Raw genomic sequence first — 23,897 nt, forward strand, 5'->3', positions numbered from 1 at the left:
ATTTTCGTCGCTATTTGACTAAAATCCTTCACGATCTTCGACCGGGACGCCTCAGCTGCCGGATGGGTGAGGTGTACGCCATTCGAGACGGGCGGAGGAGTGTCGGCAGAGAAGCCGAGACATCTCCGCCAAGTCGGCTCCCGCTACCTTCACGATGCCGCGACCTGTCCAGCGCCAGGGGTTTTGAATAAGCTTCTGAGAAACCCTGCCCCTTTTGTCTCACACATCGCGGTCGAACCTGAAGGCGACGCGACGGGGTTTTGAATGAGCCCCATCTCTAGCCGCGGCGGAGGCTGACGAGGAGCAGGAGCAGGGGTACGCCGAGAGTCAGCGGCCACGGCAGCCCGAACGTCAGCGGCGCGATACCGACCAGGAGGAAGTCCGGTCCCCGGAACACCTGCCCCACAAAACCGGCCGGCAGCGCGCCCGCGGGGGTCGAGATCAGTGGGCCCTCGTAGCTCACCGGCTTGCGGGTCGCCGACCGGATCGCCGCGGCCGCGATCGTCGCCGCGAGCGCGGCCCATCCGACACCGAGGGGCACGTTCGTCGCCAGCCCGAACAACGCCAGCTGCGAGGGTCCCGCGACGGTCGGCGCGGCCACCACACTCCAGACCCCGGCCGCGGCAAGAAGCGGCACGGTGAACGCCATCCGCAGCGCAAAGTCAGCGACCGGGAAGCCGCGCCGCAGCCCAGCTGACCTGGCCACCGTGTGCAGCCCACCGGAGAACGGCCGGACCGCGAGGTAGCCGAGCGCACCCGCCACCAACGGCGTAACCGAGGGGACGCCGAGCCGGTCGACGGCGTACGGCAGGACCAGCAGACCCACCGCGAGCACCAACCGGTGCGGAGAACGCAGCGACCGCAGTGCTTCCCGGTAGGCGACCGCGACCAGGCCGGTCCACCGTCCACGGCGGGAGCGGGCCGCACCCAGCAGGCGGAACCTCCGCGCGACCAGCACATCGGCGAGCATCGAGGTGTCCATCGAGGCCGCGGCACCCGAGAGACCGGCCAGGAGTTCGCCGCCGGCCACCACGTCGCGCCGCTGTACCCGCCCGAGTCCCCTGAACACCGCGACCACCAGGCCGCCAGCGACCACCGACCCGGCCACCGCGGCGACCGCCAACGGGACCGGCCGGGCCCAGGCCGCCGCGGGTACGTCGACTCCGAGCAGGAACACCGGCACCGCGGTCAGGGCCAGCAGGACCAACGCGTCGCTGAGGATCGACAGCACCCTTCGGGCGCCCGGCGCACGCTGCGCCACCACCGCACCGGCGACCACCGTGAGACCCAACGCGGCCCCTGCCGCCGCACCAAGTCCCACCACATCGGGTCGGGTCGAGGCGAGGAGGACCAGCGTGGCAACCAGGAGGGCGCCCCCGAGCAGCCCGCCCACCAGCAGCGCCCGCACGTGCCGGGCCAGCAGGCCCCGCCGGTCCACCGGCGTACCCAGAAGGAACGTACTCCCCGCGCGGCTCGTCCACACCGGGCCGAGCGCCATGAGCGCCCGGAGCAGGAGAGCGAGCACCCCAACACCGAGCGGGAGGGGCACCACGTCGCGGGCGTTGACACAGCTCGCGGTGTCGCAGCGGGAGATCTCGGCCCACAGCCGCACCGCGACAGCACCAGTCATCGAGCCGAGCATGAGTACGCCGAACACCCAGAGGTACAGGTCTTCGAGCGCATCGCGCAGCGTCCGGTCAGAGTGCGCGCGCCGCCGGGCTCGGAGTTCCTTGCGCAGCGCGCGAGCACTCGGGACCGCGGCGACCGGCTGAGCCGCACGGACGGGTGCGGTCATGCGGTGCCATCGATCCGGAGTACGTCGGTCGCGACCGCGGCGACCAGGTCAGCCGAGTGGCTCGCGAACACCACCGCGACGCCCGCGACCAGGTCGGCGCGGAGCTTCCCGGCGAGCCACGCCCGGCCGTCCTCGTCCAGGCGTTGTTCGGGTTCGTCGAGCAGCAACAGCCGCCGTGGCCGGACGAACGCCGTCGCGAGGGCGAGCCGGTGCCGCTGCCCAGACGACAACGTGCTCGGGAACTGACCGCTCGCGCCCGCGATCCCAAGATCGTCGAGGACCCGGTCGACGGTCTCCTCCACGTCGGGTACGCCATGCGCGCGGGCCAGCAGATCCAGGTGCTCGGCCACTGTGAGATCGGGGAAGAAGTCGATGTCGTCGAAGACCGTGGCGACCTCGCGGCGTACCCGCGGTGACGTCTCGTCGTACGCCTCCCCGTCGAAGGTGACGGTGCCGCCGCTGGGCTTCTCGGCGCCGGTCAGGCAGCGCAGCAAGGTGCTCTTGCCGGTGCCGTTGCGCCCGACGATCGCCAGGGACGCCCCGGCAGCCACCTCGAACGACACGTCATCGAACACCACGTGCACGCCGTAGGAATGACGGAGCCCGTCGACGCTGAGCAACGGCCGCTCCACCTGAGGAGACAACGCGGCTGCCACGTCGTCGCTCCCGGGTTGCCGCCGCCGGGGCGGACGGACCCGGGTCATCGGGCCAGCTCCGCATCGATCCCGGCGCACAGCTCCGCGAACGCCTTCCGGCCAGCTTCCACATCGCCCTGTCCGGCCGGTGGCTCCACTGTGGTGGCGAGCATGCGGGCCACTAGGTCGAGTACGCCGGCCAACGCGGTGCCGCCCAGACTTGGTCCGGCGGTCACCAACCCGAGGGACACCACACCCATCACCTGGCTGAGCACCTCCGCGTCGATGTCGGGTCGGATCAGGTTGGCTTCGCGCAGGCGTTGCACGAACGCGTTGTTCAACAAGCTACGGGTCGCTTCCTGCCGGGGCACGCCTCGGCGTACGTACGCGCCGAGCACGTCAGCGTCGCGGGTGTAGAGCGCCCGGAGGAAGGGCCGCGCCAGGAGTTCCCGCGCGGAGTGCTGGTAGATCCGCGAGAGCCGGCCACCGTCGGGATCCGCTTCCACCCGGGCCAGGACGGCCGCGACGTACACCCGCATCTCCTGGCGTACCAGCGCCTCGATCAGCGCGTCCTTGCTCCGGAACTCGAGGTAGACCGCGCCCTTGGAGATCCCGGCGGCCCGGGCGATCTCGTCGACGGTGGTCTTCGCGACGCCGTACCTGACGAAGAGTTCGGCGGCGGCGTCGAAGATCCGCTCGGTCCGGACCGCGACTGCCATGCTGATACTCCTGTACGTTCTGACCCGATCAACCAAATTGGTCAGAGCGTACATGGTGAACGCTCTCCGCCAGTCAGCAGACCTCGCCGAAGAACGAACGCCGGCCCCTGAGCCTCACGATCTCGCCTCAGCGCGCCCGGCGAACTCCGGCGCCGGCTCCCGGCCAGAGTCGGCGTCCGGCTCCTCTCCCTCCAGCGACACCCGGCGCGCCAGTCGCGCCAGCGGACCCGGCGCCCACCACGCGGCCCGTCCAAGCAGCGCGAGGATGGCCGGAACCAACAGCCCACGCACGATCGTCGCGTCGACGGCGATCGCGATCAGCATGCCGACGCCGAGCAGCTTCATGAACTTCAGGCCGCTCAACGCGAACGCCCCCACCACGATCGCCAGCAACAGCGCCGCCGCGCTGATCAGCCCGCCGGTACGGCTGAGGCCGTAGACCACGGCATCCTTCGGCGTACGCCCGGAGCGGTATCCCTCCGCGATCCGGGACAGCAGGAAGAGTTCGTAGTCCGTCGAGAGGCCGAACAGCACCGCCAACATGAGCACGGGCAGGGAGGCGTCGAGCGGGCCGGCTTCGGCGCCGAGCCAGGAGACGAAGTGACCCTCCTGGAAGATCCACACGATCGCACCGAACGACGCGGTGAGCGACAGCGCCGAGAGCAAGACCGCCTTGACGGGTACGACGAGCGAACCGAACGCCAGGAGCAGCAGAAGCAACACCGCACCCGCCAGGATCGCCAGCATCCACGGCAACCGGTCCCCGATCGCGGTGAGCCCGTCGACGAGGTAGGCGGTCGGACCTCCGACGAGGACCTCGTCGACGCCGGTCGGTGCGGGCAGGTCCCGCAACGCGCGGACGGCATCCTGGGCCGGCTTCGCCTGGGCGTCCCCCTCGACCTGCGCCGCGAGGACGATCGTGCCGTCCCTGCTGGCCGTCGGGGCCACCGTGCCGATGCCGTCGATCCGTTCCGCGTCCGCGATGAACGCCCCCACGGTCGCGGCGGACGGTGGTCGGCCGTCGGCACCGACCAGGACGACCTGCGCGGCGTCCGACGAGGCGACCGGAAGCTCCTTGTCCACGAGGTCCGTCGCGACCCGGACGCTGTTGCCCTTGGGCAGGACAGACGCGTCGACGTCGGCGAACTCCGCACGCAGGAACGGCGTACCCGCCACCAGCAACCCGCCGACGACGACGACGGCGACCAGCCCGGGACGGCGCATCACCGCCCGGCCGATGCGGCCCCAGCCGCGGTTCTCCTCGTCGACCTTGACCCGCGGACGTTGAGCTGCCACCGTCACTCGAGCGCGGGTTGCTGAAGTACCGCGACCAGGTGCTCGCCCGCGCCGCGTCCTCCGGACTCGTCATCGAGAAGCTGCCCCCTGCCGCGATGGCCGTCCTGCTCCAGCACTGGATCCGGATCTATGGCCTGATCTCGATGGAGACCTTCGGGCATCTGTGGCACATCCTCGACGACCCCGAGCCGATGTTCGAGGTGATGCTGAACGACCTCGCGCGGTTGGTCGGCGTACCTGAATGATCACGTATACGTGGTCATTGCATGCTTCACGTGGCGCCGATGCCGTGCGGGGCGGGTAATGACCACGTATACGTGATCATTCAAGGGCTCATACAGGCTCGACCGGGCCGCCCAGCACGAGCACGAACCTCGCGTCGGCACCGTCCTCGATCTTCACCGGCACTCCCCAGTCCTGCTGGTGAACGTGGCAGACCGGATGTTCGGCGTCCACGTCACAGGTCGCCGCCATCGCCGCCACGTGGAGGACCCCGTCTCCCGCGGCGGGGTCGAGGACCAGCCGGCGGGTCAGCCCGCTCCCCCGCCCCTCTCCCTCCCGAAGCAGCGCGGGCGGCGTCGACGACACGAACAACCGGGTCGACGGCCCCTCGCTGTCGTCGAGCTTCTGCCCGGGCGGCGGCTCGAAGACCACGCAAAGCTCAACCTCGCCACCCGCCAGGGGCGTCACCGGACGCTGGGTCCGCTGCGCGAACCCCTCGACAGGCCGCACCGCCCCGCCCAACGGGAACCGCGCCAGCCGATGGGCGGCGGACTCGACGACGATCAGGGTCTCCCCGTCGACCACAGCCCCGCTCGGCTCGTCGAGGCCGGTCAGCAACGTCGTCAGCGCGCCGGTCGCCGGGTCGAAGCGGCGTACGGCACCGTTGTAGGTGTCGAGCACCGCGACTGAATCGTCTGGAAGGACGGTCACGCCCAGCGGATGCTGGAGCATCGCCTGCTGACCCACGCCGTCGCGCAGCCCGAAGTCGAACAGGCCGGTGCCTACCGCCGTGTGGACCTCATCGCCCTCGACGTACCGCAGGGCCGAGGTTTCGGCGTCCACGAGCCACAACCGGCTACCGTCCGCCGACGCCGCGAGCCCAGACGGTTGAGCGAACCACGCCTCAGTCAGAGGGCCGTCGGCGAGCCCTTCGTTCGTGGTGCCCGCCACCGGAGCGACGTCCCGCGAACGCGGGTCGAACGTCCATAGCTGGTGGATGCCCGCCATCGCCACCCACACCCGGTCGTGGTACCAGACCACGTCCCAAGGGCTCGAGAGCGCGCCGTCGCGGTCACCCTGCATCCACTGCGTACCCGTGCCGGCCAGCGTGCGTACCTGCCCGTTGGCCAGGCGGACGCCGCGCAAGGCATGGTTGACGGTATCGGCGACCACGACGTCGTACCCCACCTCGGCGGCCACGTCGGGCGACAGCAGGCACAGTCCGTTCGGTTCGCGGAACGCAGCCTCGCGCGGACCGCCGTCGAGGAATCCGCGGTCACCGGTGCCGATCCGGCGTACGACCGTCTCGAGGTCGGGCTCGAGCTCCAGCAGTCCGTGCCCGCCCGCGTCGGCGACCAGGAACCGCCCGTCGGCGAGCCGGACCGCCTTGCTGGGAAAGCGCAGCGTGGTCTCGGGCGGCGGTGGCGGAACGTACGGTGACGAGGCCCGGCGCAGGGTGGACCGCGCGTCGTGGGCGGGTACGAGTTCGGCGAGCAGGGCGTCGAGCGCATGCGCGTGACCCTCACCGGAGAACTGCGCGACGACGTACCCCTCAGGATCGACCAGCGTGAGCGTCGGCCAGGCACGCGCGGTGTACGCCTGCCAGGTGGTGAGGTCAGGGTCGTCGAGTACCGGGTGGCGGACGGCGTACCGCTCGATCGCGGACCTGACCGCCGCCGGCTCCGCCTCGTGGGCGAACTTCGGGGAGTGGACGCCGACCACGACGAGCACGTCGGAGTACTTTTCCTCCAGCGGACGGAGCTCTTCCAGGACGTGCAGGCAGTTGATGCAGCAGAAGGTCCAGAAGTCCAACACCAGGAAGCGTCCCCGGAAGTCACTGAGCCGGAGAGGCTTCCCGCCCGTGTTGAACCACTGCCTGCCCGTCAGCTCGGGTGCTCGTATCCGCATGCCCCCAAACTAACCGCGCGGTTGATCAGCGACGGTCCGGCCGGTGTCAGGCGGGTCGTGGATACCAGTCCGGGATCAGCTCCGGGGCGCGGGGGTACTTCTCCAGGTCGTCGAAGTAGTCGTCCTCAGTCGCGCTCACCACGGCCGGACGGTTGTCGTAGTCGAAGTCGATGCTGAACCGCCCGTCGCCATCGACGACGAACTCGGCGGTGTACCAGGCACCCTTGCCGGGCTCGTACGTCGCATCCCGCAGGTCGAGGAACAGCTCGTACAGGTCGTCGGGCATCCCGATCGTGGACTCGGCACCGGACGCGCGGGTGTAGGAGCAGACGAAGCGGGCCTGGAAGCCGATCATGGAGCAGACGACCCGCGCGGAGGTGAAGTCGTCAGGTAGTTCGTCGAAGAGCGCCTGCCCGATGCCCTGCAGAAGATCCTGCTGCCTGTCCAGATCCGACATCCTCGGTCCCTACTTTGGCTTGCTGCGGTTGGAGATTACCTCCGTGACCGTATACGGAGGGCTCCCGTCGCGCGGAGTCACCGTGTATTCCACCTTGAACCAGTCGGGGCGTTCGCCGCTACCGGTGTACTTCGGCACGATCTTCAGGTCGACGTCGTTGTCCCCGTCGACCAGACGCTTCAACTCCTTCTCCATGTTGCGCCACTGGCCGTAGCTGTTCTCGCGCCAGCTCTGCGGGAGGGTGTTGATGCCCGCGCCCGAGCCGCCGAGCTCGCGCGCGATCATGTGGCCGCCCGCATCGGAGTCGTAACCTTGCGGGTTTCCGCGCTGCCGCCGATCCGAGCCACCGGACCAGACCTGCTGGTTGCGGTCGCGGACGTTTGGTGTGCGTACCAGCCGACCCTCGATCCGCGACACTCGGCCATGCCGGTCGGTCGTGTAGACCGCGCTGAGTCCGGTGCTCCTGTCGTGCACGCGGTAGATCTGGTCCGGCTCCCAGCCACGGGTGGTGTTCGGTGCCTCCGAGGCATCGCCCCGGTGGCCTGGGGTCGAGTTGGGCAGGTTCCGGTTGACGCGGGGATCGGACGGGTCGACGTGACGAGCCCGCCTGCCGGTCATCTTCTCCAGCCGCTTCACGATCGCCCGCGCGACCCGCGTACTCGACTCTCCCGCCGCACCCCGCCGTGCCATCGCCATCCTTCCTCGTACGCAACCCTCCGGGGTGCGCGTCGTACGCGGTCCTCGTCGGGCTTCGCCCTGCGTTCCACAGCCGGTGCGCAGCCACCTCACATGATCGCTGGAGGTCAGTATCCACGCATCACTGCGTCCACAGCCCCGCGCTCTATCCACAGGCCGCGCTCCGTCCACAGGCGGACCGCTACGAGACGCCGGACACCTGCCCAAGCCGGCTACAGTGCCGGGCAGTTGAAGCGCTGTCGTTCAAGGGGAAGGTGCGTGCCATGACGCAGGCCAGTCGGACGGCTCGGGCCGTGCCGCCACCGCGCCGCGGTCGAGGCTGGTCCGCGGCTCTCACCGTCGTCCTGCTCGTGCTCGTCACCGGATGCGGCCGGGAGACGCTCCACCCCGCGACTCTGAAAGCTGTGCCGCCCAAGGACCCGCCGACACGGTCCGCGCCGGCCGGCGATGCCGCGCCCGCGCCGGAGCCTGAGCCGACCACCACGACCCCACCCGCGGAGGGTCTGCTCGTCGACTGCGTCACCGTCGACATCGACCTCCCGAAGTCCTGGGAGTCCAGCCAGTCCGCCGACCAGACCTGGTCCTACACGTTGCCCGAGGACGCCGGCGGCGGCGTGGTCAAGGTCGCGGGCACGCCTTACACCGGAGCCGACGCGCACAAGTCCCAGGCCGACCTCGAGGCGCTCGTACGCGGCAAGGACAGCGACACCGTCGGGCCGCAGGTGACCAAGGACGGCATGGTGTACGCCGAACGCCCGGTCCGCCGCGGGAACGAATGGCGCCTGGCCAAGGCGTTCCCCGAGGAGCGCAGCCAGCTCGTCACGATCTCCTACGCGCCGGCCGGGTCCGCGAGCGACACCACCATCGAGGCGACCAAGGACGTTCTCGCGGAGGCCGCCGCGGGTACGTCCCTGCTGAAGCCCGGCGAGTGCGGCGACTGAGAGGTCGCGCGGGAGGTCGCGCGGATAAGGCTTCCCTATCCGCGCGACCTCTCAGCGGCCCTAGATCGGCATCGCCACGAACGGCGAGGAGTACGCCGCAACGCCATCCAGCACATCGGCGACCTGCGCGCCGGTGACGCCGACGCGTTCGCGCTCGGCCTTGATCAGCTTCGACAGCAGGCGTACCTCACCCGGAGTCGCGATCCCGGTCACCTCGGGATGGCTGAGCACCCAGGCCACCGCGGCGGTGATCTGCTCCTGCTCGTCGAGCGGCTCGTACCACGTCGTGTAGCGGTGGTCGTCTTCTGACCAGTTGCGCCGGGAGACCGTCTTGATGATCATCAGGCCCGCGTCGACCCGCTGGGTTTCGGTGGCGAGCTCCTGCCAGGCCCCGAGGTAGGCCTCATCACGACCCAGTGCGTAGTTGAGGGGCGTGATGACCGTGTCGAAGGGGAACCTCCGCAGCGCCTCCAGATGGGTCGCGGGTGCCTCGTGGCCATGGCCGGTGATCCCGATCGCGCTGACCATGCCCTCGTCGCGCGCCCGGATCGCCGCCTCGAGCGCGCCGTTGAGGCCGGTCGCCTTGTTGAGCTCCTCGAGGTCACCCACGGCGTGGAGCTGGATCAGGTCGAGCCGGTCGGTCTGGAGGCGTTCGAGCGAGGCGTTGATCTGGGCCCAGGCCGCGTCCCGCTCACGCTCGCCCGTCTTGGTCGCGAGGAAGATCTGGTCGCGGATGCGTGGCATCCACGGTCCGAGCCGCAGCTCGGCGTCGCCATAACTCGCGGCCGTGTCGAAGTGGTTGATACCGGCGTCCAGCGCCTCCTGGATGGACAGGTCGGCAACGTCCTGGGACACCTCGCTCAGGGCAGCCGCACCGTAGATGAGGACGCTGCTCTCGTGTCCGAGCCGCCCGAGCCGACGCTTTTCCATGATGAGCTCCGCTCGCAAGTCCTTGATCTGCTGACGTACGGCGTTCAGCTTAGGCCGCCGGCGCACCTGATCGGGTGGCCACGCCAGGCCAATCCCCCGGGGCGGTGGGGAGAAACCCTGATCACGATGTAGGGCGCAGCCCCGATGCGACGGCAGTCCGACAGCCAGCACTGTGAGGACCTCCAGCGACCCAACGCACAGGAGGACCACAGTGGACATGTCGATTACCCGACGGCGCGCCCTTCAGACGGCCGGTGTCGCCGCGGTAGCCGCCGGCATCGGACTGGCGCCGGGCCCGGCGGCATCGGCCAGCCCCAGCGGACGGAAGGCGACTGGACGGATCGACACCCATCACCACGCCGTACCCGACGACATGCGGCAGTGGGCGATCGCCCGGGGCCTGATACCGGAGGAGGGCGGGCCGTCGTGGGTGTACTGGACCGAGGAGGACGCGCTGCAGCTCATGAGGGACAACGACATCGCGGCCGCGGTCGTCTCGGCTCCGGTGCCGTCGGTGGCGTTCGCGGACAGGGACCTCGCCGAGGAGGGTGTCCGCGTGTGCAACGAGTCGTACGCCCAACTCGTCGCCGATCATCCCGGCCGCTTCGGGTTCTTCGCCAATGTCGCACCCCTGCACGTCGACCTGGCGATCGATCAGGCGGCATACGCGCTGGACGAACTCGGCGCCGATGGCATCATCCTGATGGCCAGTGCGGGCGGTCGCTATCTCGGCGACCCGGCCTTCGACCGGTTGTTCGCGGCGCTGAACGAGCGTCGCGCGGTCGTCTTCGTCCACCCCGACGGGCTTCCCGACAGCACCCTTGAGTTGCCCGGGGTGTCCCCGTCACTTGCTGACTTTCTCCTCGACACGACGCGGGCGGCGTTGAACCTGATCGCCTCCGGCACCCTGGAACGCAACCCAGATCTGTCGATCATCTTGTCGCATGCCGGTGGCTTCCTCCCCTACCTGGCCGGGCGAGCCGAATCTCAGGGCCGGCGAGGCGAGTTCGTCGACCCCGAGGTCTTCGGCAGGGCGCTGCGGCGGTTCTACTACGACACCGCTCTGCCCGCGTCGCCGTACGCGATGCCTACGCTGCTGAAGGCGGTCGGCCCCAGTCAGATCTTCTACGGCACCGACTTCGCCGCCAGACCGGCGGATGAGGTGGGCGCCATCACCGTCGACCTGGATCGCGACCAGGCGCTGGACCGGCAGACCCGGCACGCGATCAACCGGCGAAATGCCCTTCGGGTGTTCCCCCGTCTGGCGAAGCGGCTCCAGTGACGACCCAGTAACGCCTGTGTCGACCTGGGCCCGGCATCACACGATCCGGGCCCAGGTTGATCGGCACTCAGAGATGTCGCCGGCTCTGGACGAACCGGAACCTGCCCGCCACATAGGCCGCGTCGACGTACGCCGCGTTCGCCGCCGGGTTGGCGCCGGTGCCGTGGAAGTCGCTGAACGCCGCGGACTGGTTGACGTACACACCGCCGGTGAGGTTCTCCGACAGCGCCACGCCCACGTCGAGCGCGGCTTCCCGTGCGGCGGCGAGCACCCGCTCCGACGTCGAGTAGACCGCCGCGGTCATCGCGCCGCGTTCGGTCACGAGCCGCCTGAAGAGCTCCAGCGACTCCGACGTCCCGGACGTACGCACGAGGAACGTCACCGGCCCGAAGCACTCCCGGCCGTACACCTCGATGTCGGATGCGTCGAGCGCGACGAGTGCGGGCGTCCGGACGACCGCGTGGGGGTACGCCGGATGCTTCAGGGCGCGCGGCTCCAGGACGAGCTGGCCGTACTCGTGCGCGCCCTCGAGGCGGCCCCGGACCGCCTCGTTGACGATGGCGCCGAGGAGTTCGACGGCGCGGGTCTCGTCGGCGAGGAGCTTGTCGATCGCGGTCGCGAGGCCCGCCGCCACCTCGTCGAAGCTCTTGTGCCCCTCGTCGGTGTCGATGCCGTCCGCCGGAACGAAGATGGCCTGCGACGTCGTACACATCTGGCCGGAGTACAACGCGAGGGTGAAGGCGAGGTTGGCGGTCAGGCCACGGAACGAGTCGGTCGAGTCGAGGACCACCGGGTTGACGCCGGACTTCTCCGTGAACACCTGCGCCTGCGTGGCATTGGTCTCCAGCCAGTTCCCGAACTCCGCCGAGCCGGTGAAGTCGACGATCCGCACCTCTGGTCGCACCGCGAGGTCCTTCGCCAGCCCGTCACCGTCCTCCTCCGCCGCGAGCGTCACCAGGTGCGGGTCGAACCCATGCTCGGCAAGCACGTCTTGACAGGCCTGCACGGTGATGGCCAGCGGGAGTACCGCTCTCGGATGCGGCTTCACGACGACGGCGTTGCCGGTGACGAGGGAGGAGAAGAGGCCGGGATAGGAGTTCCACGTCGGGAACGTCGTACATCCGATGACCACCGATACCCCCCGCGGGACGGCGGTGAGGGTCTTCTCCATCCGCACCGGCTCGCCCTTCGCCGGGCGTTCCCAGACGGCGGTGGCGGGGTGGCGGGTCATCTCGGCGTACGCGTAGGCGACCGCCTCGAGCGCGCGGTCGAGCGCATGGGCACCGCCGGCCTGGAAGGCCATCACGAACGCCTGGCCGGTGGTCGCCATGACGGCGTTCGCGAGCTCGAAGATCCGCTTGTGGAGGCGGTCGAGGATGGTGAGAACGACGTCGACCCGGGCGTCGGGTCCGGCGTCGCGCCACTGCGGCATCCCGGCCCGGGCGGCGGCGAGCAACTCCTCGAGAGAGCCCGCGGTGACCCGGGGGTAGCGCACGTCGAGTGGGATCCCGTACGGAGAGCGTTCTGTCGTGACCTGGTCGCGCGCGGCCGGAGTCCTGACCGGGAAGTCGGAGTTCTGCCATGCCTCGAACGCCGCCTTGCCGGCGGGGGCGGCGTCCTCGCCGTAGACACGGGGGCTTGGAGACTCGGGGAACGCTGAGAAGTAGGCGCGGGTCCGGATCGCGTCGAGGGCCTGGTCGAGGATCGCGCGGTTCACTCCGTCAGAGTAGGCCGTTCCGCTTCCTCGTCGAGGCCAAAAGCGCGGCCTGGATCATGATCACGGGTTGGCGCCCTCGTCGGTGAGGCCGAGGCGGAGGTGTTCGGCGTGGTAGACCGCCTCGTCGAGGAGCCGCGCCACGTGGTTGTCGTACAGGCTGTAGACGATCGTGCGGCCGGAGCGCTCGGAGGTGACGAGGCCGAGGGTGCGCAGGAGGCGGAGCTGGTGGGAGACCGCCGACTGCTCCATCTCGACCGACTCGGCAAGCTCGGTCACGGTCGCGGGGGCCTCGCGCAGCCGGCCAAGGATGAGCAGTCGGCTGGGCGTCGAGAGCGCCTGCAGGGTGGCGGCGACACCCTTCGCCGTACGCGAATCGATCCGTGCGGGCGGCGCGACGTCCACGACTTCGCCGGCACCTGTGATCTGGTGGCCCATGTCCGCATCATAGGACCGGTGTTTGCATGAACACCTCTTCATGTCATCCTGTCCGGGTCGCCCATCCCGACAGGAGTTGTCATGCCGTCCACCATGGTCGCCGCAGACCGGGCCGCGGGTCCCGCCCCCGAGGTACGCCTGAAGACGAACCTCCTCACCCTCCCGGAGGTCCGCTGGGCGGGAGCCTCCCTCATCCTCTTCCTGCTCGGCGCCGGCGCCGGTCTCCTCGACGCCCCGGCATGGGTGAGCTGGACGTTGTACGCCGGCTGCTACCTGGCAGGCGGTTGGGAACCCGCGCTCGCCGGCCTCCAGGCGCTGCGGGAGAAGACGCTCGACGTCGACCTGCTCATGATCGTCGCGGCCCTCGGCGCCGCCGCGATCGGTCAGGTCTTCGACGGTGGCCTCCTCATCGTGATCTTCGCGACATCCGGCGCACTCGAGGCGGTCGCGACCAAGCGCACAGAAGACAGCGTCCGGGCCCTCCTCACGCTGGCTCCCGAACGCGCCACCCGGCTTCGTCCCGACGGCACCGAGGAAGTGGTCGAGGCGGCCAGCCTCGAGGTCGGCGACCTCATCCTGGTCCGCCCCGGCGAGCGGATCTCGGCCGACGGCATGGTGATCGACGGCTCCTCCGAGGTCGACCAGGCGAGCATCACCGGCGAACCCATGCCGGTCCACAAGACCCACGAGGACGAGGTGTACGCCGGCACTCTCAACGGCGCGGGCGCCCTCCGCATCAGGGTCGGCCGGCCGGCCGCCGACTGGGTGATCGCCCGGATCGTCAGCCTCGTCGAGGAAGCATCCGCAACGAAGGCGCGTACCCAGCTGTTCATCGAGAAGGTCGAGCAGCGCTACTCCGTCGGCGTCGTGGTCGCGACGCTCGCGTTGTTCTTCGGGCCGCTGGCGTTCGGCGCCGACCTCACCGAGACGCTGCTGCGGGCCATGACGTTCATGATCGTCGCCTCGCCGTGCGCCGTCGTCCTCGCCACCATGCCGCCCCTCCTGTCGGCGATCGCGAACGCCGGCCGGCACGGTGTGCTGGTCAAGTCGGCCGTCGTGATGGAGAAGCTGGGCACCACCACGCGGGTCGCGTTCGACAAGACGGGCACCCTGACCGAAGGCACGCCGCGCCTCGTCGAGCTCCACACCGCTCCCGGCATCACCCCCGACGAGCTCCTCACGATCGCCGCCTCCGCGGAGCGGCCGAGCGAGCACGTGGTCGGCCGAGCCGTGGTGGCCGCGGCGCAGGAGCGTGGGCTCTCGCTGGAGCAGGCGGAGGACTTCCGCGCCGTACCCGGCCGGGGTGTCCATGCCCGGGTGGGCGACCAGCAGGTCGAGGTCGGAAGTCCGGCCCTGCTCGGCGACCTCGACGAGGAGGGTGGTCCAGCCCGTGCGGGCAGGGCCGCGGGCGACGGCGCCAGTGACACCGCCGGTGACGCGGCGGGCGAGCTGGACCGGTGGGCCGCGACGACCCTGCGTACCTGCGAGGACGCCGGACACACCGCGATCGTCGTACGCCTGGACGGCAAGCCCGCGGGCGTCCTCGCCCTCGCCGACCAGCCGCGCCCGGCCGCGGCCAGCACGGTCGCCGCGCTCGCGGAACTCACCGGTCGCCCGCCGGTGCTCCTCACCGGCGACAACCCGCGCGCGGCCGCTCACCTGGCCGAGGCCGTCGGCGTCACGGAGGTCCGCGCGGGCCTGCTCCCGCAGGACAAGGTGACCGAGGTCGAACGCCTGCAGAAGGCCGGCGACCACGTGCTCGTGGTCGGTGACGGCGTGAACGACGCGCCCGCGCTCGCCGCGGCCCACCTCGGTGTCGCGATGGGCCGCGCCGGATCCGACCTGACGCTGCAGACCGCCGACGCGATCGTCGTACGCGACGAACTCGCGACGGTTCCGGCCGCGATCCGGCTGTCCCAGCGCGCCCGCCGGGTCGTCACTCAGAACCTCGTCATCGCCGGCACGTTCATCGTCATCCTGGTCGCCTGGGACCTCTTCGGCGACCTGCCGCTTCCCCTGGGCGTCGCCGGCCACGAGGGGTCGACCGTGCTCGTCGGGCTCAACGGCCTGCGCCTGCTCCGCGCCAAAGCCTGGCGGTAATGCAGCGGCGGTGTGGCCGGCACTTACGGCCACACCGCCGACATTGTCGGACGCGGGACACTAGCCGCGTTGACGTTTGAGTACGGCCCGAAGCTTCGGACCGAAATGCTGGACAATGCCGTCGCCGGGCTCACCCGGCCCCGGCATGTTTTCCACGAACGACGCGCCGATCAGCTCGTCGACCTCGTAGTTGCTGCCGTACGCGGCTTCCAGCGCGACCACACTGGCTCGAACCTGAGCGAGCTCGTCAGGGTCACCGGACTGAAACCACTCGACCAGCTTGGAAGAAACCTCCCCGAGGAACAGGTGGGGGAGCAACTCGTCGTAGAACTCCACATGCTCCCGCAGGTCGGGTTCGAGTGCTGGCACCGCTCGCACGAGCCGTTGAACCGTGTCGGCCGTCGGCGACGAGACGGGAATTCCCTTGCCCTGGCGCAGGAGCTCAAGTTGGCTGCGGAGCTTCGGCCCGAGGAGTTCGAGCGCTCGGGCGCGTGGGTCGTCAGGGAGCGGGAGATGCGCCAGGAAGGAGGCGGCGATCAGCTCGTCTGTCTGCTCGTCGGTGCCGAACCGGGGTTCGAGGAAGTGCAGCACCTCTCGAAGCTGATCCCCCGTCGAGGGTGCACCGGAGAGATAGTGGCTGACGGCCACGAACGCGAGAGTGCGCAGGAACGCCTCCGGAGCCTGGTCACCGAACTCTCGCCGATGCTCGTCCAGGATCGTGCGTAGGGGAGGTATGGCCTCCACCAACCCCTCGACGAGGCCCTGCTTGGACCGCTGCGACATCATCCCCATCCTCTACCAAACGCGTCCCCGAACCTCCTGAGCAGATCCTGTGCGATCTGCCTGTCCGCAGCTGAGGTGCTCGGGTTGTCGATGATCTTTTGCAGGCCCCGCATGCTCTCGATTGCCTTCTGCATATGGAATATCCCGTTTGAGGGACGGCCTGTCAGGAGCTCGTTGCGGAGCGCGTCGAAGGTTGTTCCGTCGCCCGCGGTGCCCGGCTTGCCCGCGTGCTTCCACAGGTTATCAATGATGTTTTTGAGCCTTGGATTGGTGGCGTTGGGCTTCGGTGGCGGGGGTCTCTTCGGGATGTCGAGGTTCCTGATCCGCCGAACGTTCTTGGCCATGGGTACGGCGTTCCTGGCGCACTTAGCGATCGCGCCCTTCGCGCTGCGCGCCACGCCCTTGAGAGGTCTTGCCTTACCCAAGGAGCACCTCCAGGGCCCGACTGATCAGAAGGTTGATGATCCTTCCGAAGATCTCCTTGAAGACCGGAATCTCGAGCAGGGACGCCCCGAAGGAGACGGCGGCGGTGGCGATGGCCTGCGCAATCGCGATGGCGAGCAGGACAAGCTGGATGATGACCCAGATCTTCAGCATCAGGACCACGAGAGCGCAGACGAGGATGAGGGCCCCCACGACCGTGACGCCGGTGGAGTCCTTGCGGAGCGTGTCGAGGGCGTCTTCTGGCCTACCCCACGCCTCTTTGAACGCGTCGACGTCGGTGCCTTGGTTTTCTGTCCACACCCTCTCGGCAGCGCGCTGGGCCTCCTCGGCGAAGCCGTCGAGCTTCGACTGGAGGCTGACCCAGGCCTGCCCGAGTTGCATCAGGCGTACTTCGTCGGCGTCCGGCCACAGGTAGCCCAGGTCGCTGAGGAGAGTGACCAGTGGCCCGGGAAGAGTCAATCCACGCGCCATGAGCTCACACTCCGACCGTGCTGATGCGCTCCTGGTTGCTCTGCTCTGCCAGCTCGTCCCTGACTGCCATGGCCTCGAGCTTGCCGGCGTACATCTCGAAACCTGTGACCACGGATTCCAGCCCCTCGATCACAACCTCTTCGGCCGCCTCGTAGCTGATTCCCAACAGCATGCCGATCGGCTCGGCGTCGCCGCACGGCTCACCGATCCCCCTGGTCTCGTTGAGAAAATCGTCGATCTGCTGGTCGAGACGATCGGAGGTCTTCAGCAGCTCCTTCGCTGCCGCACGGATCTTCTCCGGATCGAACTGCTTGCTCACCGAGCCTCACATCCTTCGTTCGATACGGTCCATCGCATCCTGTAGCGCGGCCATCATGGATCGAGCACTGTCGAGCGACTGCTCCTGAAGGCGTTCGAGCTCGCCAGACAACTCAACCGCGTCGATAGTGGTGCCACCAACCACCTTGTTCTGAAGGTCTTCGAGCGCCGCGTTGATCGCGTCGACGATCGCCTCACAGACGGCTTCAGAACCATCGCGCATCAGGCGAGGGTCCATCTGGAGAATTTCGATGCGCCCGGGCACCTTGGCGACCGCATGGACCTTGCCCTGACCGCCCTCGCCCTCACCTCGTATCAGCTCGGTGGGCTCCGGCGTCACTTCGGCCGACGGTCTCCGCATGCGCTCCAGGGCCCGGCGCGTGTCCGCAAGCAGGCCCTCTACGTCTCCGGTCGAGAGATTAAGGTGCTCCCCCATTGGCCACCTCCCTCGTCGATCTTGGCACGGATCACAGCGGCTCTGCTCGACATGCACCTTCCGGCTGTGGATAGAGCACTCGCTGACCGCATCCGGCAGACGCGGCCAGCGACCTCAGAACGCCGCCGTCCCGGATCAACTGATCAAAGGATCAGTGGACCTTCAACTCGATGCGCAGGGCGTGGTAGCGATGGTCGTCGATGTTCTCGACCGAGTGCGGTCCCACCGGCTCGGCCCAGGACGGCCGCGGGCCTTCCGGGGCTCCGGGAGCTTCTGGGGCTTCCGCCGGCTCCGGCTCCCCCTCGTCACCCTCGGCGGAGTCGCCCGCGCGGACGCGGAGCCGGGCCGGGGCGTCGACGATCACCACGCTCGGCAGCCGGTGGGTGTGCTCCGGCAGCCGCTCCCCGGCATCGATCTTGACCTCGACGACCCTCACCAGGTCGTTCTCGAACACCACGTGGTGGGCCTCCGGTGCGGCGATGCTGCCGTCCATGGAACGCGGCCAGGGCCAGGTGGCCGGCGGTTTCGAAGCCGCGGATGACTGAGCCATGACGTCCTCCTCCTGCGTTCGTCGTACGCCGGCAGCCGCCCCTGCGTCAACCATGCCCAGCGCGAGCCGGTTTCGCGCGCGACGTTCCGGACGGGCCCGCCCGCCACTCACCAACCGGCGCGCGGACGGTCCTGCGCACAACCAGGACGGCCGTCCGCCAGGATGGTGACCATGGCGGAACTTCCTCTCAGCGCGCCGGTCGGAGTCGTCGGCGCCGGGACCATGGGCTCCGGTATCGCCCAGGTTGCCCTGGTCGCCGGCCACCAGGTGCGGTTGTACGACGTGCTGGACGGCGCGGCGGCGCGGGGCGTCGAGCAGATCCACGCCCGGCTCGACCGGCTCGTGGCCAAGGGAACGCTGTCCGACGCCCAGGCACGCGCGGCCAAGGAACGCCTCACCGCCGTCGGGTCCCTCGACGCCCTGTCCGACTGCGGGCTCGTCATCGAGGCCGTCGTCGAGCAACTCCCGGCCAAGCGGGAGCTCTTCGCCGCGCTGGAGAAGGTCTGCGCCGACGACACCATCCTCGCCACCAACACCTCCACGATCTCGGTCACGGCGATCGCGGCAGGCCTGCGCCGGCCCGAGCGGGTGACCGGCATGCACTTCTTCAACCCGGCCCCCCTCATGGCGCTGGTCGAGGTGCCGGCGGGTGCCACCACCGACCCCACGGTCGCCGAGATCGTCGCCGCCACCGCCGCGGCCTGGGGCAAGACACCCGTGCGGTGTGCGTCAACCCCGGGTTTCGTCGCCAACCGGATCGCCCGGCCGTTCTACGGCGAGGCGATGCAGGTGCTGGAGGAGCGCGGCACGGACTGCGCCACCATCGATGCCGTCCTCCGGGAGGCCGGTGGGTTCCCGATGGGGCCGTTCGAACTCGCCGATCTCGTCGGTAACGACGTCAACCTCGCGGTCGGTCGCTCCGTCTGGGAGCAGACATTCGGTGACCCGCGCTACGCGCCGTTCGTGGCGCAGCAGCAGGTGGTTGACGCGGGCTGGCTGGGCCGAAAGGCCGGCCGCGGGTGGTACGCCTACGACGGAGGCGACCGGCCCGCTCCGCACACCGCCGAGCCTCGACCGGCACCCGAACGCGTCACCTACCACGGCGGATTCGCCGCCTGCTACGGCCTGCTGGACCGGATCGCGGCGGCCGGTGTGAGCGTCGAGCGGTACGAAACCGGGCCGGCCGGCACCCGGTCGGGTGCGGGTGAGTTCGAGCCGGGCGAGTCGGCGTACGGCATCGAACTCCCCGGAGGTGGGCTGGTCCTCGAGACGGTCGGCGAACCCGCGACCGTCGACGGCGACGCCGTGGCGCTGGACTGGGTCGGGGACCCGGCCACGGCGAGCCGGGTCTGCCTCGCACCCGGGGACGCCTGCGAACCCGCGACCCTCGACGACGCGATCGGGATGTTCCAGGCGGCCGGGCTCGCGGTCAGCGTGATCGACGACGTTCCCGGCCTCATCGTCGCCCGCACCATCTGCATGCTCGTCAACGAGGCGGTCGACCTGGTGGCCCGGGGCGAGGCGGCCGCCGCCGACGTCGACACCGCGATGCGGCTCGGGACCGGCTATCCCCGGGGGCCACTCGAGTGGGGCGACCGGATCGGGTCGGCGATCGTCGCGGAGATCCTCAGCACCCTCGCCCGCACCTATCCCAGTGGCCGCTACCGCCCAAGCCCGCAGCTGATCCGCGCGGCCCACACCGGACGCCCGCTCCGCGGCCTCTGACTGTTGGGTCGGGGGCACCCGCGTACGGCTCTATTGGCCAAGGGTGCCCCCGACCCAGAACCACCCGACGCCCTCTTCGTCCGGGCTCCCAGAGGCAGCGGGTATGCCCCAACCCCGGCGAGCGACCGGGGCAACCTTTCGCGGCCGCAGGGACGTCGTCTCAGTCAACGCCACAGGACGAGGCGACCACGTCTGTCCTGGGGCTGATCACCACAGCCGGCCGGAGGGGGGCTCACGACGTGTCCAGAAAATCGGGACAAGAAAGTTCGGAACCCCTACCACGAGCCGGACATAGACCGGGTGTGGATCAACTCGGGAGCGCTGACGTCACCGACGGTGAGCTCTGGCGTAAGGCCGCCAACGGCGATCCTTCGGCGTTCGGAGCGCTCTTCGAGCGGCACATCGAGGCGGTTTACAACCACTGCTTCCGTCGTACGGGCTCCTGGGAGGCGGCCGAGGACCTTGCCTCGGTGGTGTTCCTGGAAGCGTGGCGCCGTCGCCGTGACGTGTCGCTCAGCGGAGAGTCGATCCTGCCCTGGCTGCTCGCGGTGGCCAACAACGTTGTTCGTAACCGCGACCGTAGCCTGCGGCGACATCGTCGCCTCCTCGCGAAACTCCCTCCTGCCGTGGTCACTCCCGACCCGGCCGACGAGGCGGTGTCGCGGGTGGACGACGAGCGTGCGATGCGACGGGTGCTCCAGGTGTTCACCCGTCTCTTGCCTGACGAGCAGGACGTGCTCGCTCTGTGCGTCTGGGCCGGACTCAGCTACACCGACGCGGCGGTCGCCCTTGGCATACCCGTCGGCACGGTGCGCTCCCGGCTCTCCCGCGCGCGCGAACACCTGCGCAGGCTCGCCGGACTTGAGGTGGGCGCGGGACGGACGGGGGGTCCCGCGCCCACCCCAAGCCCGGCGGGCGGCAATGTCAACGCATCGGTCAAGCCAATGTGGTGAACGGGGACTAGTGAGATGACCGAGATCGACGAGATACCGCCGCATCGCGCAATGGCGCGCGAGCGACGAGGCGCCCTTCGGGATGCCCTCATGGAGGAGGTCCGGAGGAGCCGCCGACCGTGGTGGCGTCGTTCGTGGCAAGGCGTGGCGGTGGGTGGCGGCGCCCTGGCGCTGGTGTTCGCCGGCGGCGCCGCGACCGCCTACGTCGCCTTCAAGCCCGCCGAGGACAAGGCGAGCGTCCTCTGTTACTCCGCGCCCGACCTGGGCTCTGACCACGTCCAGGGCGCCAGGGTCGCGGTGGCGCGCAACATGCCAGCCGGGAGTCCGGCATCCGAGAGCGGAACCACCGCGATCGACGATCCGGTCGCGACGTGCACACAAGCCTGGCAAGACGGCCTGCTCACCTCCGGAGACGCCAGCCAGGCGAAGCCGGCGCGAGGCGGCCGACACCAGGTCCCCAAGCTCGTGGCGTGCACCCTCGAGGAGGGTGTAGCCGGGGTGTTCCCAGGTAACCCCTCCACCTGTCAACGCCTCGGTCTCCCGCAGACCACGAGCTGACCAGCCCGAGCAGGGATGGCCGCGCTGCCCCCGGGCGGCAGCGCGGCCAGGGGGCCTCTCAGAAGAACTTGATGGACGAGGTGCGGTCGTTCATGGCGCCGAGCGAGGAACAGCTGGACTCGCAGTAGACGTAGTCACCGGTGTAGCTGGTGCCGTCGTGGTGCTTGCCGATGCAGTTGGAGTACGCCCTCGCTGATGAGATCCGGTTGTCGAATCCCAGGTCTGACATCCGCGGGAAGCCGTACCAGGTGCCGGCGTAGCAGCCCGTGCCGCTCGAGCCGTACAACACCAGGGATTCGCCCCCGAAGCTGCCGTTTTGGTACTCAATACCGAGCAGCGGCTGGGCGGCCGCGGCCGTGCCGGTGGAGATCGCGCCGGCGGTGAGTAGCTGCTTGGTGGTCACGCTTTCGGCGCCGGATGCGACCGTGACGCGGCCACCTGTCGCGTGCCTGATCGACTCGGCGAAGGTGTCGTAACAAGTGAAGTCAGTGACCTTCGACGTACCCGCCACACCATCAACGGGGACCGCGGCCAAGCCGGCGACGCAGTGCCGGGCGGTCCCGACGAGCGGAGCGGCCTGAGCGATCTGAGCCTGCCATCCCGCGACCACGATCGCGGTCAGCACGGCCAACCACATACTTCGACGTCGACGCACGGATACCACCTCCTGGACGGTCGGACTACGCACGTCTGCCAATGATGATGACATGGGCCCGAAATCACTGTCGTAACGTTTGCCCGAAATCACCGTATGTACACGCCCGGTTTCGGTCAGTGCGAGTGCCCAGTCGTGCGTTATTCACCATCCCGACCGGATACGTCTGAGCAGATTTGCTGATCATGCGGTCGGTCGTTGGTCACCCCGTGGCTGATCCACGTTGTACCCGCGCTCACCGCGTGCCCGTAGACAGAAACGCATGCCTGAACGCCGTTTCCCAACACGTCCAGCACCCCTAGCGCTCCCCCGCCGTACCCTCCTCCACGCCGGGCTCGCCGCCGCGGGCCTGGCCGCCGTCTCGGGTACGCCGGCCTACGCCGCCAACAGGTCGAACGCCCCAGCTGTCCTGCGCTCCGGTCGGCCGCGGCTCACCAATGGCATCGCCAGCGGCGATCCCACCGCCGGCAGCTCCGTCATCTGGGCCCGCGCCGACCGGACCGCGCGCCTGCTCGTCGAGGTGAGCCGGACGCCGGACTTCAGCAGGTTCACGACCGTGCGCGGGCCCGTCCTCACCGCACAGACCGACCTCACCGGCAAGGTCGACCTGCGGGGTCTGCCCGCCGGCAGCGAACTCTTCTACCGGGTCGTCCTGGAAGACCCTGACCGGCATGGGGTTCGCGGCGAACCCCTGTCCGGTCGCCTGGTCACCGCGCCGGCCCGGCGTTCGGATGTGAGGTTCCTCTGGTCCGCCGATATGGCCGGCCAGGGCTGGGGCATCAACCCCGACCTCGGTGGCATCCGGATCTTCGAGCGGATGCGTGCCCTCCAGCCGGACTTCTACCTCAACTCCGGCGACTCGGTGTACGCCGATGGTGTGATCCCCGCGACCGTCACGCTTCCGGACGGCCGGGTCTGGCGCAACGTCACGACCGAGGCCAAGAGCAAGGTGGCCGAGACGCTCGACGAGTACCGCGGCCAGTACGCGTACAACCTGCTCGACGAGCACGTCCGCGCGTTCGCCGCCGACGTTCCGCAGATCAACCAATGGGACGACCACGAGGTCCGCAACAACTGGTACCCCGGTCAGATCATCGACGACACCCGCTACACCGAGAAGCGGATCGACGTGCTGGCCGCTCGGGGACGGCAGGCGTTCTTCGAGTGGATGCCGATCCGCACGCAGCGAAGCGATCCCGACGGCCGGATCTACCGGAAGATCTCATACGGCCCGCTGCTCGACGTCTTCGTTCTCGACATGCGCACCTACAAGGACCCCAACACTGACGGGCTCGAGACCGTCCCCGACGGCGGCGTGTTGGGGTGGCGCCAGCTGCGGTGGCTGACCGACGGGCTACTGAAGTCCCGCGCGACCTGGAAGATCATCGCGAACGACCTTCCGCTCAGCCTGGTCGTGCCCGATGGCGCGACCGCGGTGGAGGCGATCGGGCAGGGCGATCCCGGTGCGCCGAAGGGCCGGGAGATCGAGATCGCCTCGCTGCTGTCGACGCTGCGCCAGAAAGACATCCGCAACGTCGTCTGGTTGACCGCCGACGTCCACCACGCGGCGGCGCACCACTACTCACCGGACCGGGCGAGCTTCCAGGACTTCGAGCCGTTCTGGGAGTTCGTCGGTGGGCCGATCCACGCGGGGGCGTTCAGGACCACGCCGCTCGACCCGACGTTCGGGCCGGAGGAGGTCTTCGTCAGCGCGCCGCCGCGGGACAACACCTCGCCCTTGGAGGGGTTCCAGCACTTCGGTGAGGTCGAGATCTCCGGTGAGACGGCCGAGCTGACGGTACGCCTGCGGGACCAGGACGCGAAGGTGCTCTTCACCAAGTCGCTCGCTCCGGCGGCCCGCTGACCACGCC

The 23,897-nt window shown here is 69.4% G+C and carries 25 protein-coding genes; 8 read left to right on the plus strand and 17 right to left on the minus strand.

All coding sequences use genetic code 11. The annotated features are described in order from the left end of the window. Nucleotides 1-277: 277 nt before the first annotated feature. The 4 genes from B141_RS0124460 to B141_RS42490 form a co-directional block, all read right to left on the minus strand. Nucleotides 278-1,795, minus strand: a complete 1,518-nt coding sequence (locus B141_RS0124460) for a DUF6297 family protein (RefSeq protein ID WP_020577823.1) — start codon at nucleotides 1,793-1,795, stop codon at nucleotides 278-280. Then, complete coding sequence (locus B141_RS42480; RefSeq protein WP_020577824.1) at nucleotides 1,792-2,499, minus strand: ABC transporter ATP-binding protein; 708 nt, start codon at nucleotides 2,497-2,499, stop codon at nucleotides 1,792-1,794. The genes B141_RS0124460 and B141_RS42480 overlap by 4 nt, the downstream gene beginning before the upstream one ends. Continuing rightward, a complete protein-coding gene (locus B141_RS42485; protein ID WP_020577825.1) occupies nucleotides 2,496-3,149 on the minus strand; it encodes a TetR/AcrR family transcriptional regulator in 654 nt (217 codons plus the stop codon). Before B141_RS42485 ends, B141_RS42480 begins: the two co-directional genes overlap by 4 nt. 114 nt (nucleotides 3,150-3,263) lie before the next feature. Continuing rightward, nucleotides 3,264-4,445 carry an MMPL family transporter gene (locus tag B141_RS42490; RefSeq protein WP_020577826.1) on the minus strand — a complete coding sequence of 394 codons (1,182 nt, stop codon included), beginning with the start codon at nucleotides 4,443-4,445 and terminating at the stop codon, nucleotides 3,264-3,266. A 17-nt stretch (nucleotides 4,446-4,462) separates the two neighbouring features. Here B141_RS42490 and B141_RS0124480 point away from each other — a divergent pair, with 17 nt between their 5' ends. Further along, nucleotides 4,463-4,690 (plus strand): TetR-like C-terminal domain-containing protein, encoded by a 228-nt coding sequence (locus B141_RS0124480; protein ID WP_020577827.1) that lies wholly within the window; start codon nucleotides 4,463-4,465, stop codon nucleotides 4,688-4,690. A gap of 88 nt (nucleotides 4,691-4,778) precedes the next feature. Here B141_RS0124480 and B141_RS0124485 read toward each other — a convergent pair whose 3' ends face one another. Genes B141_RS0124485 through B141_RS0124495 form a run of 3 tightly spaced genes read right to left on the minus strand, consistent with a single transcriptional unit; the run spans nucleotide 4,779 to nucleotide 7,722 of the window. Next, nucleotides 4,779-6,575 carry an NHL domain-containing thioredoxin family protein gene (locus B141_RS0124485; protein WP_020577828.1) on the minus strand — a complete coding sequence of 599 codons (1,797 nt, stop codon included), beginning with the start codon at nucleotides 6,573-6,575 and terminating at the stop codon, nucleotides 4,779-4,781. Nucleotides 6,576-6,621: 46 nt separating this feature from the next. Continuing rightward, a complete protein-coding gene (locus tag B141_RS46035) occupies nucleotides 6,622-7,032 on the minus strand; it encodes an immunity protein YezG family protein (protein WP_020577829.1) in 411 nt (136 codons plus the stop codon). Between the two features lie 9 nt (nucleotides 7,033-7,041). After that, the gene (locus B141_RS0124495; RefSeq protein ID WP_157181245.1) at nucleotides 7,042-7,722 is read right to left on the minus strand and encodes a DNA/RNA non-specific endonuclease; all 681 of its coding nucleotides are present in this window, start codon (nucleotides 7,720-7,722) and stop codon (nucleotides 7,042-7,044) included. 269 nt (nucleotides 7,723-7,991) lie between these two features. Between B141_RS0124495 and B141_RS0124500 the strand changes: the two genes are divergently transcribed. Further along, the gene (locus B141_RS0124500) at nucleotides 7,992-8,669 is read left to right on the plus strand and encodes a hypothetical protein (protein WP_020577831.1); all 678 of its coding nucleotides are present in this window, start codon (nucleotides 7,992-7,994) and stop codon (nucleotides 8,667-8,669) included. 60 nt (nucleotides 8,670-8,729) lie between these two features. Here B141_RS0124500 and B141_RS0124505 read toward each other — a convergent pair whose 3' ends face one another. Then, nucleotides 8,730-9,599 (minus strand): aldo/keto reductase, encoded by an 870-nt coding sequence (locus tag B141_RS0124505; protein ID WP_026257548.1) that lies wholly within the window; start codon nucleotides 9,597-9,599, stop codon nucleotides 8,730-8,732. Between the two features lie 217 nt (nucleotides 9,600-9,816). Here B141_RS0124505 and B141_RS0124510 point away from each other — a divergent pair, with 217 nt between their 5' ends. Beyond that, nucleotides 9,817-10,881: an amidohydrolase family protein gene (locus B141_RS0124510; protein ID WP_020577833.1), complete on the plus strand. Its 1,065-nt coding sequence runs from the start codon at nucleotides 9,817-9,819 to the stop codon at nucleotides 10,879-10,881. Nucleotides 10,882-10,948: 67 nt separating this feature from the next. On the opposite strand, the gene paaN is transcribed toward B141_RS0124510, so the two are convergent. Both paaN and B141_RS0124520 read right to left on the minus strand, forming a co-directional pair. Beyond that, complete coding sequence (paaN, locus tag B141_RS0124515; RefSeq protein ID WP_020577834.1) at nucleotides 10,949-12,598, minus strand: phenylacetic acid degradation protein PaaN; 1,650 nt, start codon at nucleotides 12,596-12,598, stop codon at nucleotides 10,949-10,951. A gap of 60 nt (nucleotides 12,599-12,658) precedes the next feature. Then, the gene (locus B141_RS0124520; RefSeq protein WP_020577835.1) at nucleotides 12,659-13,033 is read right to left on the minus strand and encodes an ArsR/SmtB family transcription factor; all 375 of its coding nucleotides are present in this window, start codon (nucleotides 13,031-13,033) and stop codon (nucleotides 12,659-12,661) included. Between the two features lie 81 nt (nucleotides 13,034-13,114). Between B141_RS0124520 and B141_RS0124525 the strand changes: the two genes are divergently transcribed. Beyond that, entirely contained in the window at nucleotides 13,115-15,133 is a 2,019-nt protein-coding gene (locus tag B141_RS0124525; RefSeq protein WP_020577836.1) for a heavy metal translocating P-type ATPase, read from the plus strand. A gap of 60 nt (nucleotides 15,134-15,193) precedes the next feature. On the opposite strand, the gene B141_RS0124530 is transcribed toward B141_RS0124525, so the two are convergent. The 6 genes from B141_RS0124530 to B141_RS46040 form a co-directional block, all read right to left on the minus strand. Next, on the minus strand, nucleotides 15,194-15,919 hold the full coding sequence (locus B141_RS0124530) for a DUF7674 family protein (RefSeq protein ID WP_237742795.1): 726 nt from the start codon (nucleotides 15,917-15,919) through the stop codon (nucleotides 15,194-15,196). After that, nucleotides 15,916-16,260, minus strand: coding sequence for a hypothetical protein (locus B141_RS0124535; RefSeq protein WP_040422169.1), 345 nt, complete (start codon nucleotides 16,258-16,260; stop codon nucleotides 15,916-15,918). Before B141_RS0124535 ends, B141_RS0124530 begins: the two co-directional genes overlap by 4 nt. Nucleotides 16,261-16,333: 73 nt before the next feature. Beyond that, complete coding sequence (locus B141_RS0124540) at nucleotides 16,334-16,831, minus strand: WXG100-like domain-containing protein (protein ID WP_020577839.1); 498 nt, start codon at nucleotides 16,829-16,831, stop codon at nucleotides 16,334-16,336. Between the two features lie 4 nt (nucleotides 16,832-16,835). Continuing rightward, entirely contained in the window at nucleotides 16,836-17,150 is a 315-nt protein-coding gene (locus B141_RS0124545; protein WP_020577840.1) for a hypothetical protein, read from the minus strand. A 6-nt stretch (nucleotides 17,151-17,156) separates the two neighbouring features. Further along, nucleotides 17,157-17,585, minus strand: coding sequence for a YbaB/EbfC family nucleoid-associated protein (locus B141_RS0124550; RefSeq protein WP_020577841.1), 429 nt, complete (start codon nucleotides 17,583-17,585; stop codon nucleotides 17,157-17,159). 151 nt (nucleotides 17,586-17,736) lie between these two features. Continuing rightward, nucleotides 17,737-18,135 carry a hypothetical protein gene (locus B141_RS46040; protein ID WP_020577842.1) on the minus strand — a complete coding sequence of 133 codons (399 nt, stop codon included), beginning with the start codon at nucleotides 18,133-18,135 and terminating at the stop codon, nucleotides 17,737-17,739. Between the two features lie 171 nt (nucleotides 18,136-18,306). On the opposite strand from B141_RS46040, the gene B141_RS0124560 reads away from it, so the two are divergent. From B141_RS0124560 to B141_RS0124570, 3 genes are all read left to right on the plus strand, one after another. Next, on the plus strand, nucleotides 18,307-19,860 hold the full coding sequence (locus tag B141_RS0124560; protein ID WP_040422182.1) for a 3-hydroxyacyl-CoA dehydrogenase: 1,554 nt from the start codon (nucleotides 18,307-18,309) through the stop codon (nucleotides 19,858-19,860). A gap of 302 nt (nucleotides 19,861-20,162) precedes the next feature. Next, nucleotides 20,163-20,813 (plus strand): RNA polymerase sigma factor, encoded by a 651-nt coding sequence (locus tag B141_RS0124565; protein WP_020577844.1) that lies wholly within the window; start codon nucleotides 20,163-20,165, stop codon nucleotides 20,811-20,813. 15 nt (nucleotides 20,814-20,828) lie between these two features. Continuing rightward, complete coding sequence (locus B141_RS0124570) at nucleotides 20,829-21,371, plus strand: hypothetical protein (RefSeq protein WP_157181246.1); 543 nt, start codon at nucleotides 20,829-20,831, stop codon at nucleotides 21,369-21,371. A gap of 58 nt (nucleotides 21,372-21,429) precedes the next feature. On the opposite strand, the gene B141_RS0124575 is transcribed toward B141_RS0124570, so the two are convergent. After that, complete coding sequence (locus B141_RS0124575; RefSeq protein ID WP_157181247.1) at nucleotides 21,430-22,026, minus strand: hypothetical protein; 597 nt, start codon at nucleotides 22,024-22,026, stop codon at nucleotides 21,430-21,432. 262 nt (nucleotides 22,027-22,288) lie between these two features. Here B141_RS0124575 and B141_RS0124580 point away from each other — a divergent pair, with 262 nt between their 5' ends. Continuing rightward, nucleotides 22,289-23,890, plus strand: a complete 1,602-nt coding sequence (locus B141_RS0124580; RefSeq protein ID WP_020577847.1) for an alkaline phosphatase D family protein — start codon at nucleotides 22,289-22,291, stop codon at nucleotides 23,888-23,890. Nucleotides 23,891-23,897 lie beyond the last annotated feature (7 nt).

Source organism: Actinopolymorpha alba DSM 45243, from assembly GCF_000373925.1.
Lineage (GTDB): Bacteria > Actinomycetota > Actinomycetes > Propionibacteriales > Actinopolymorphaceae > Actinopolymorpha > Actinopolymorpha alba.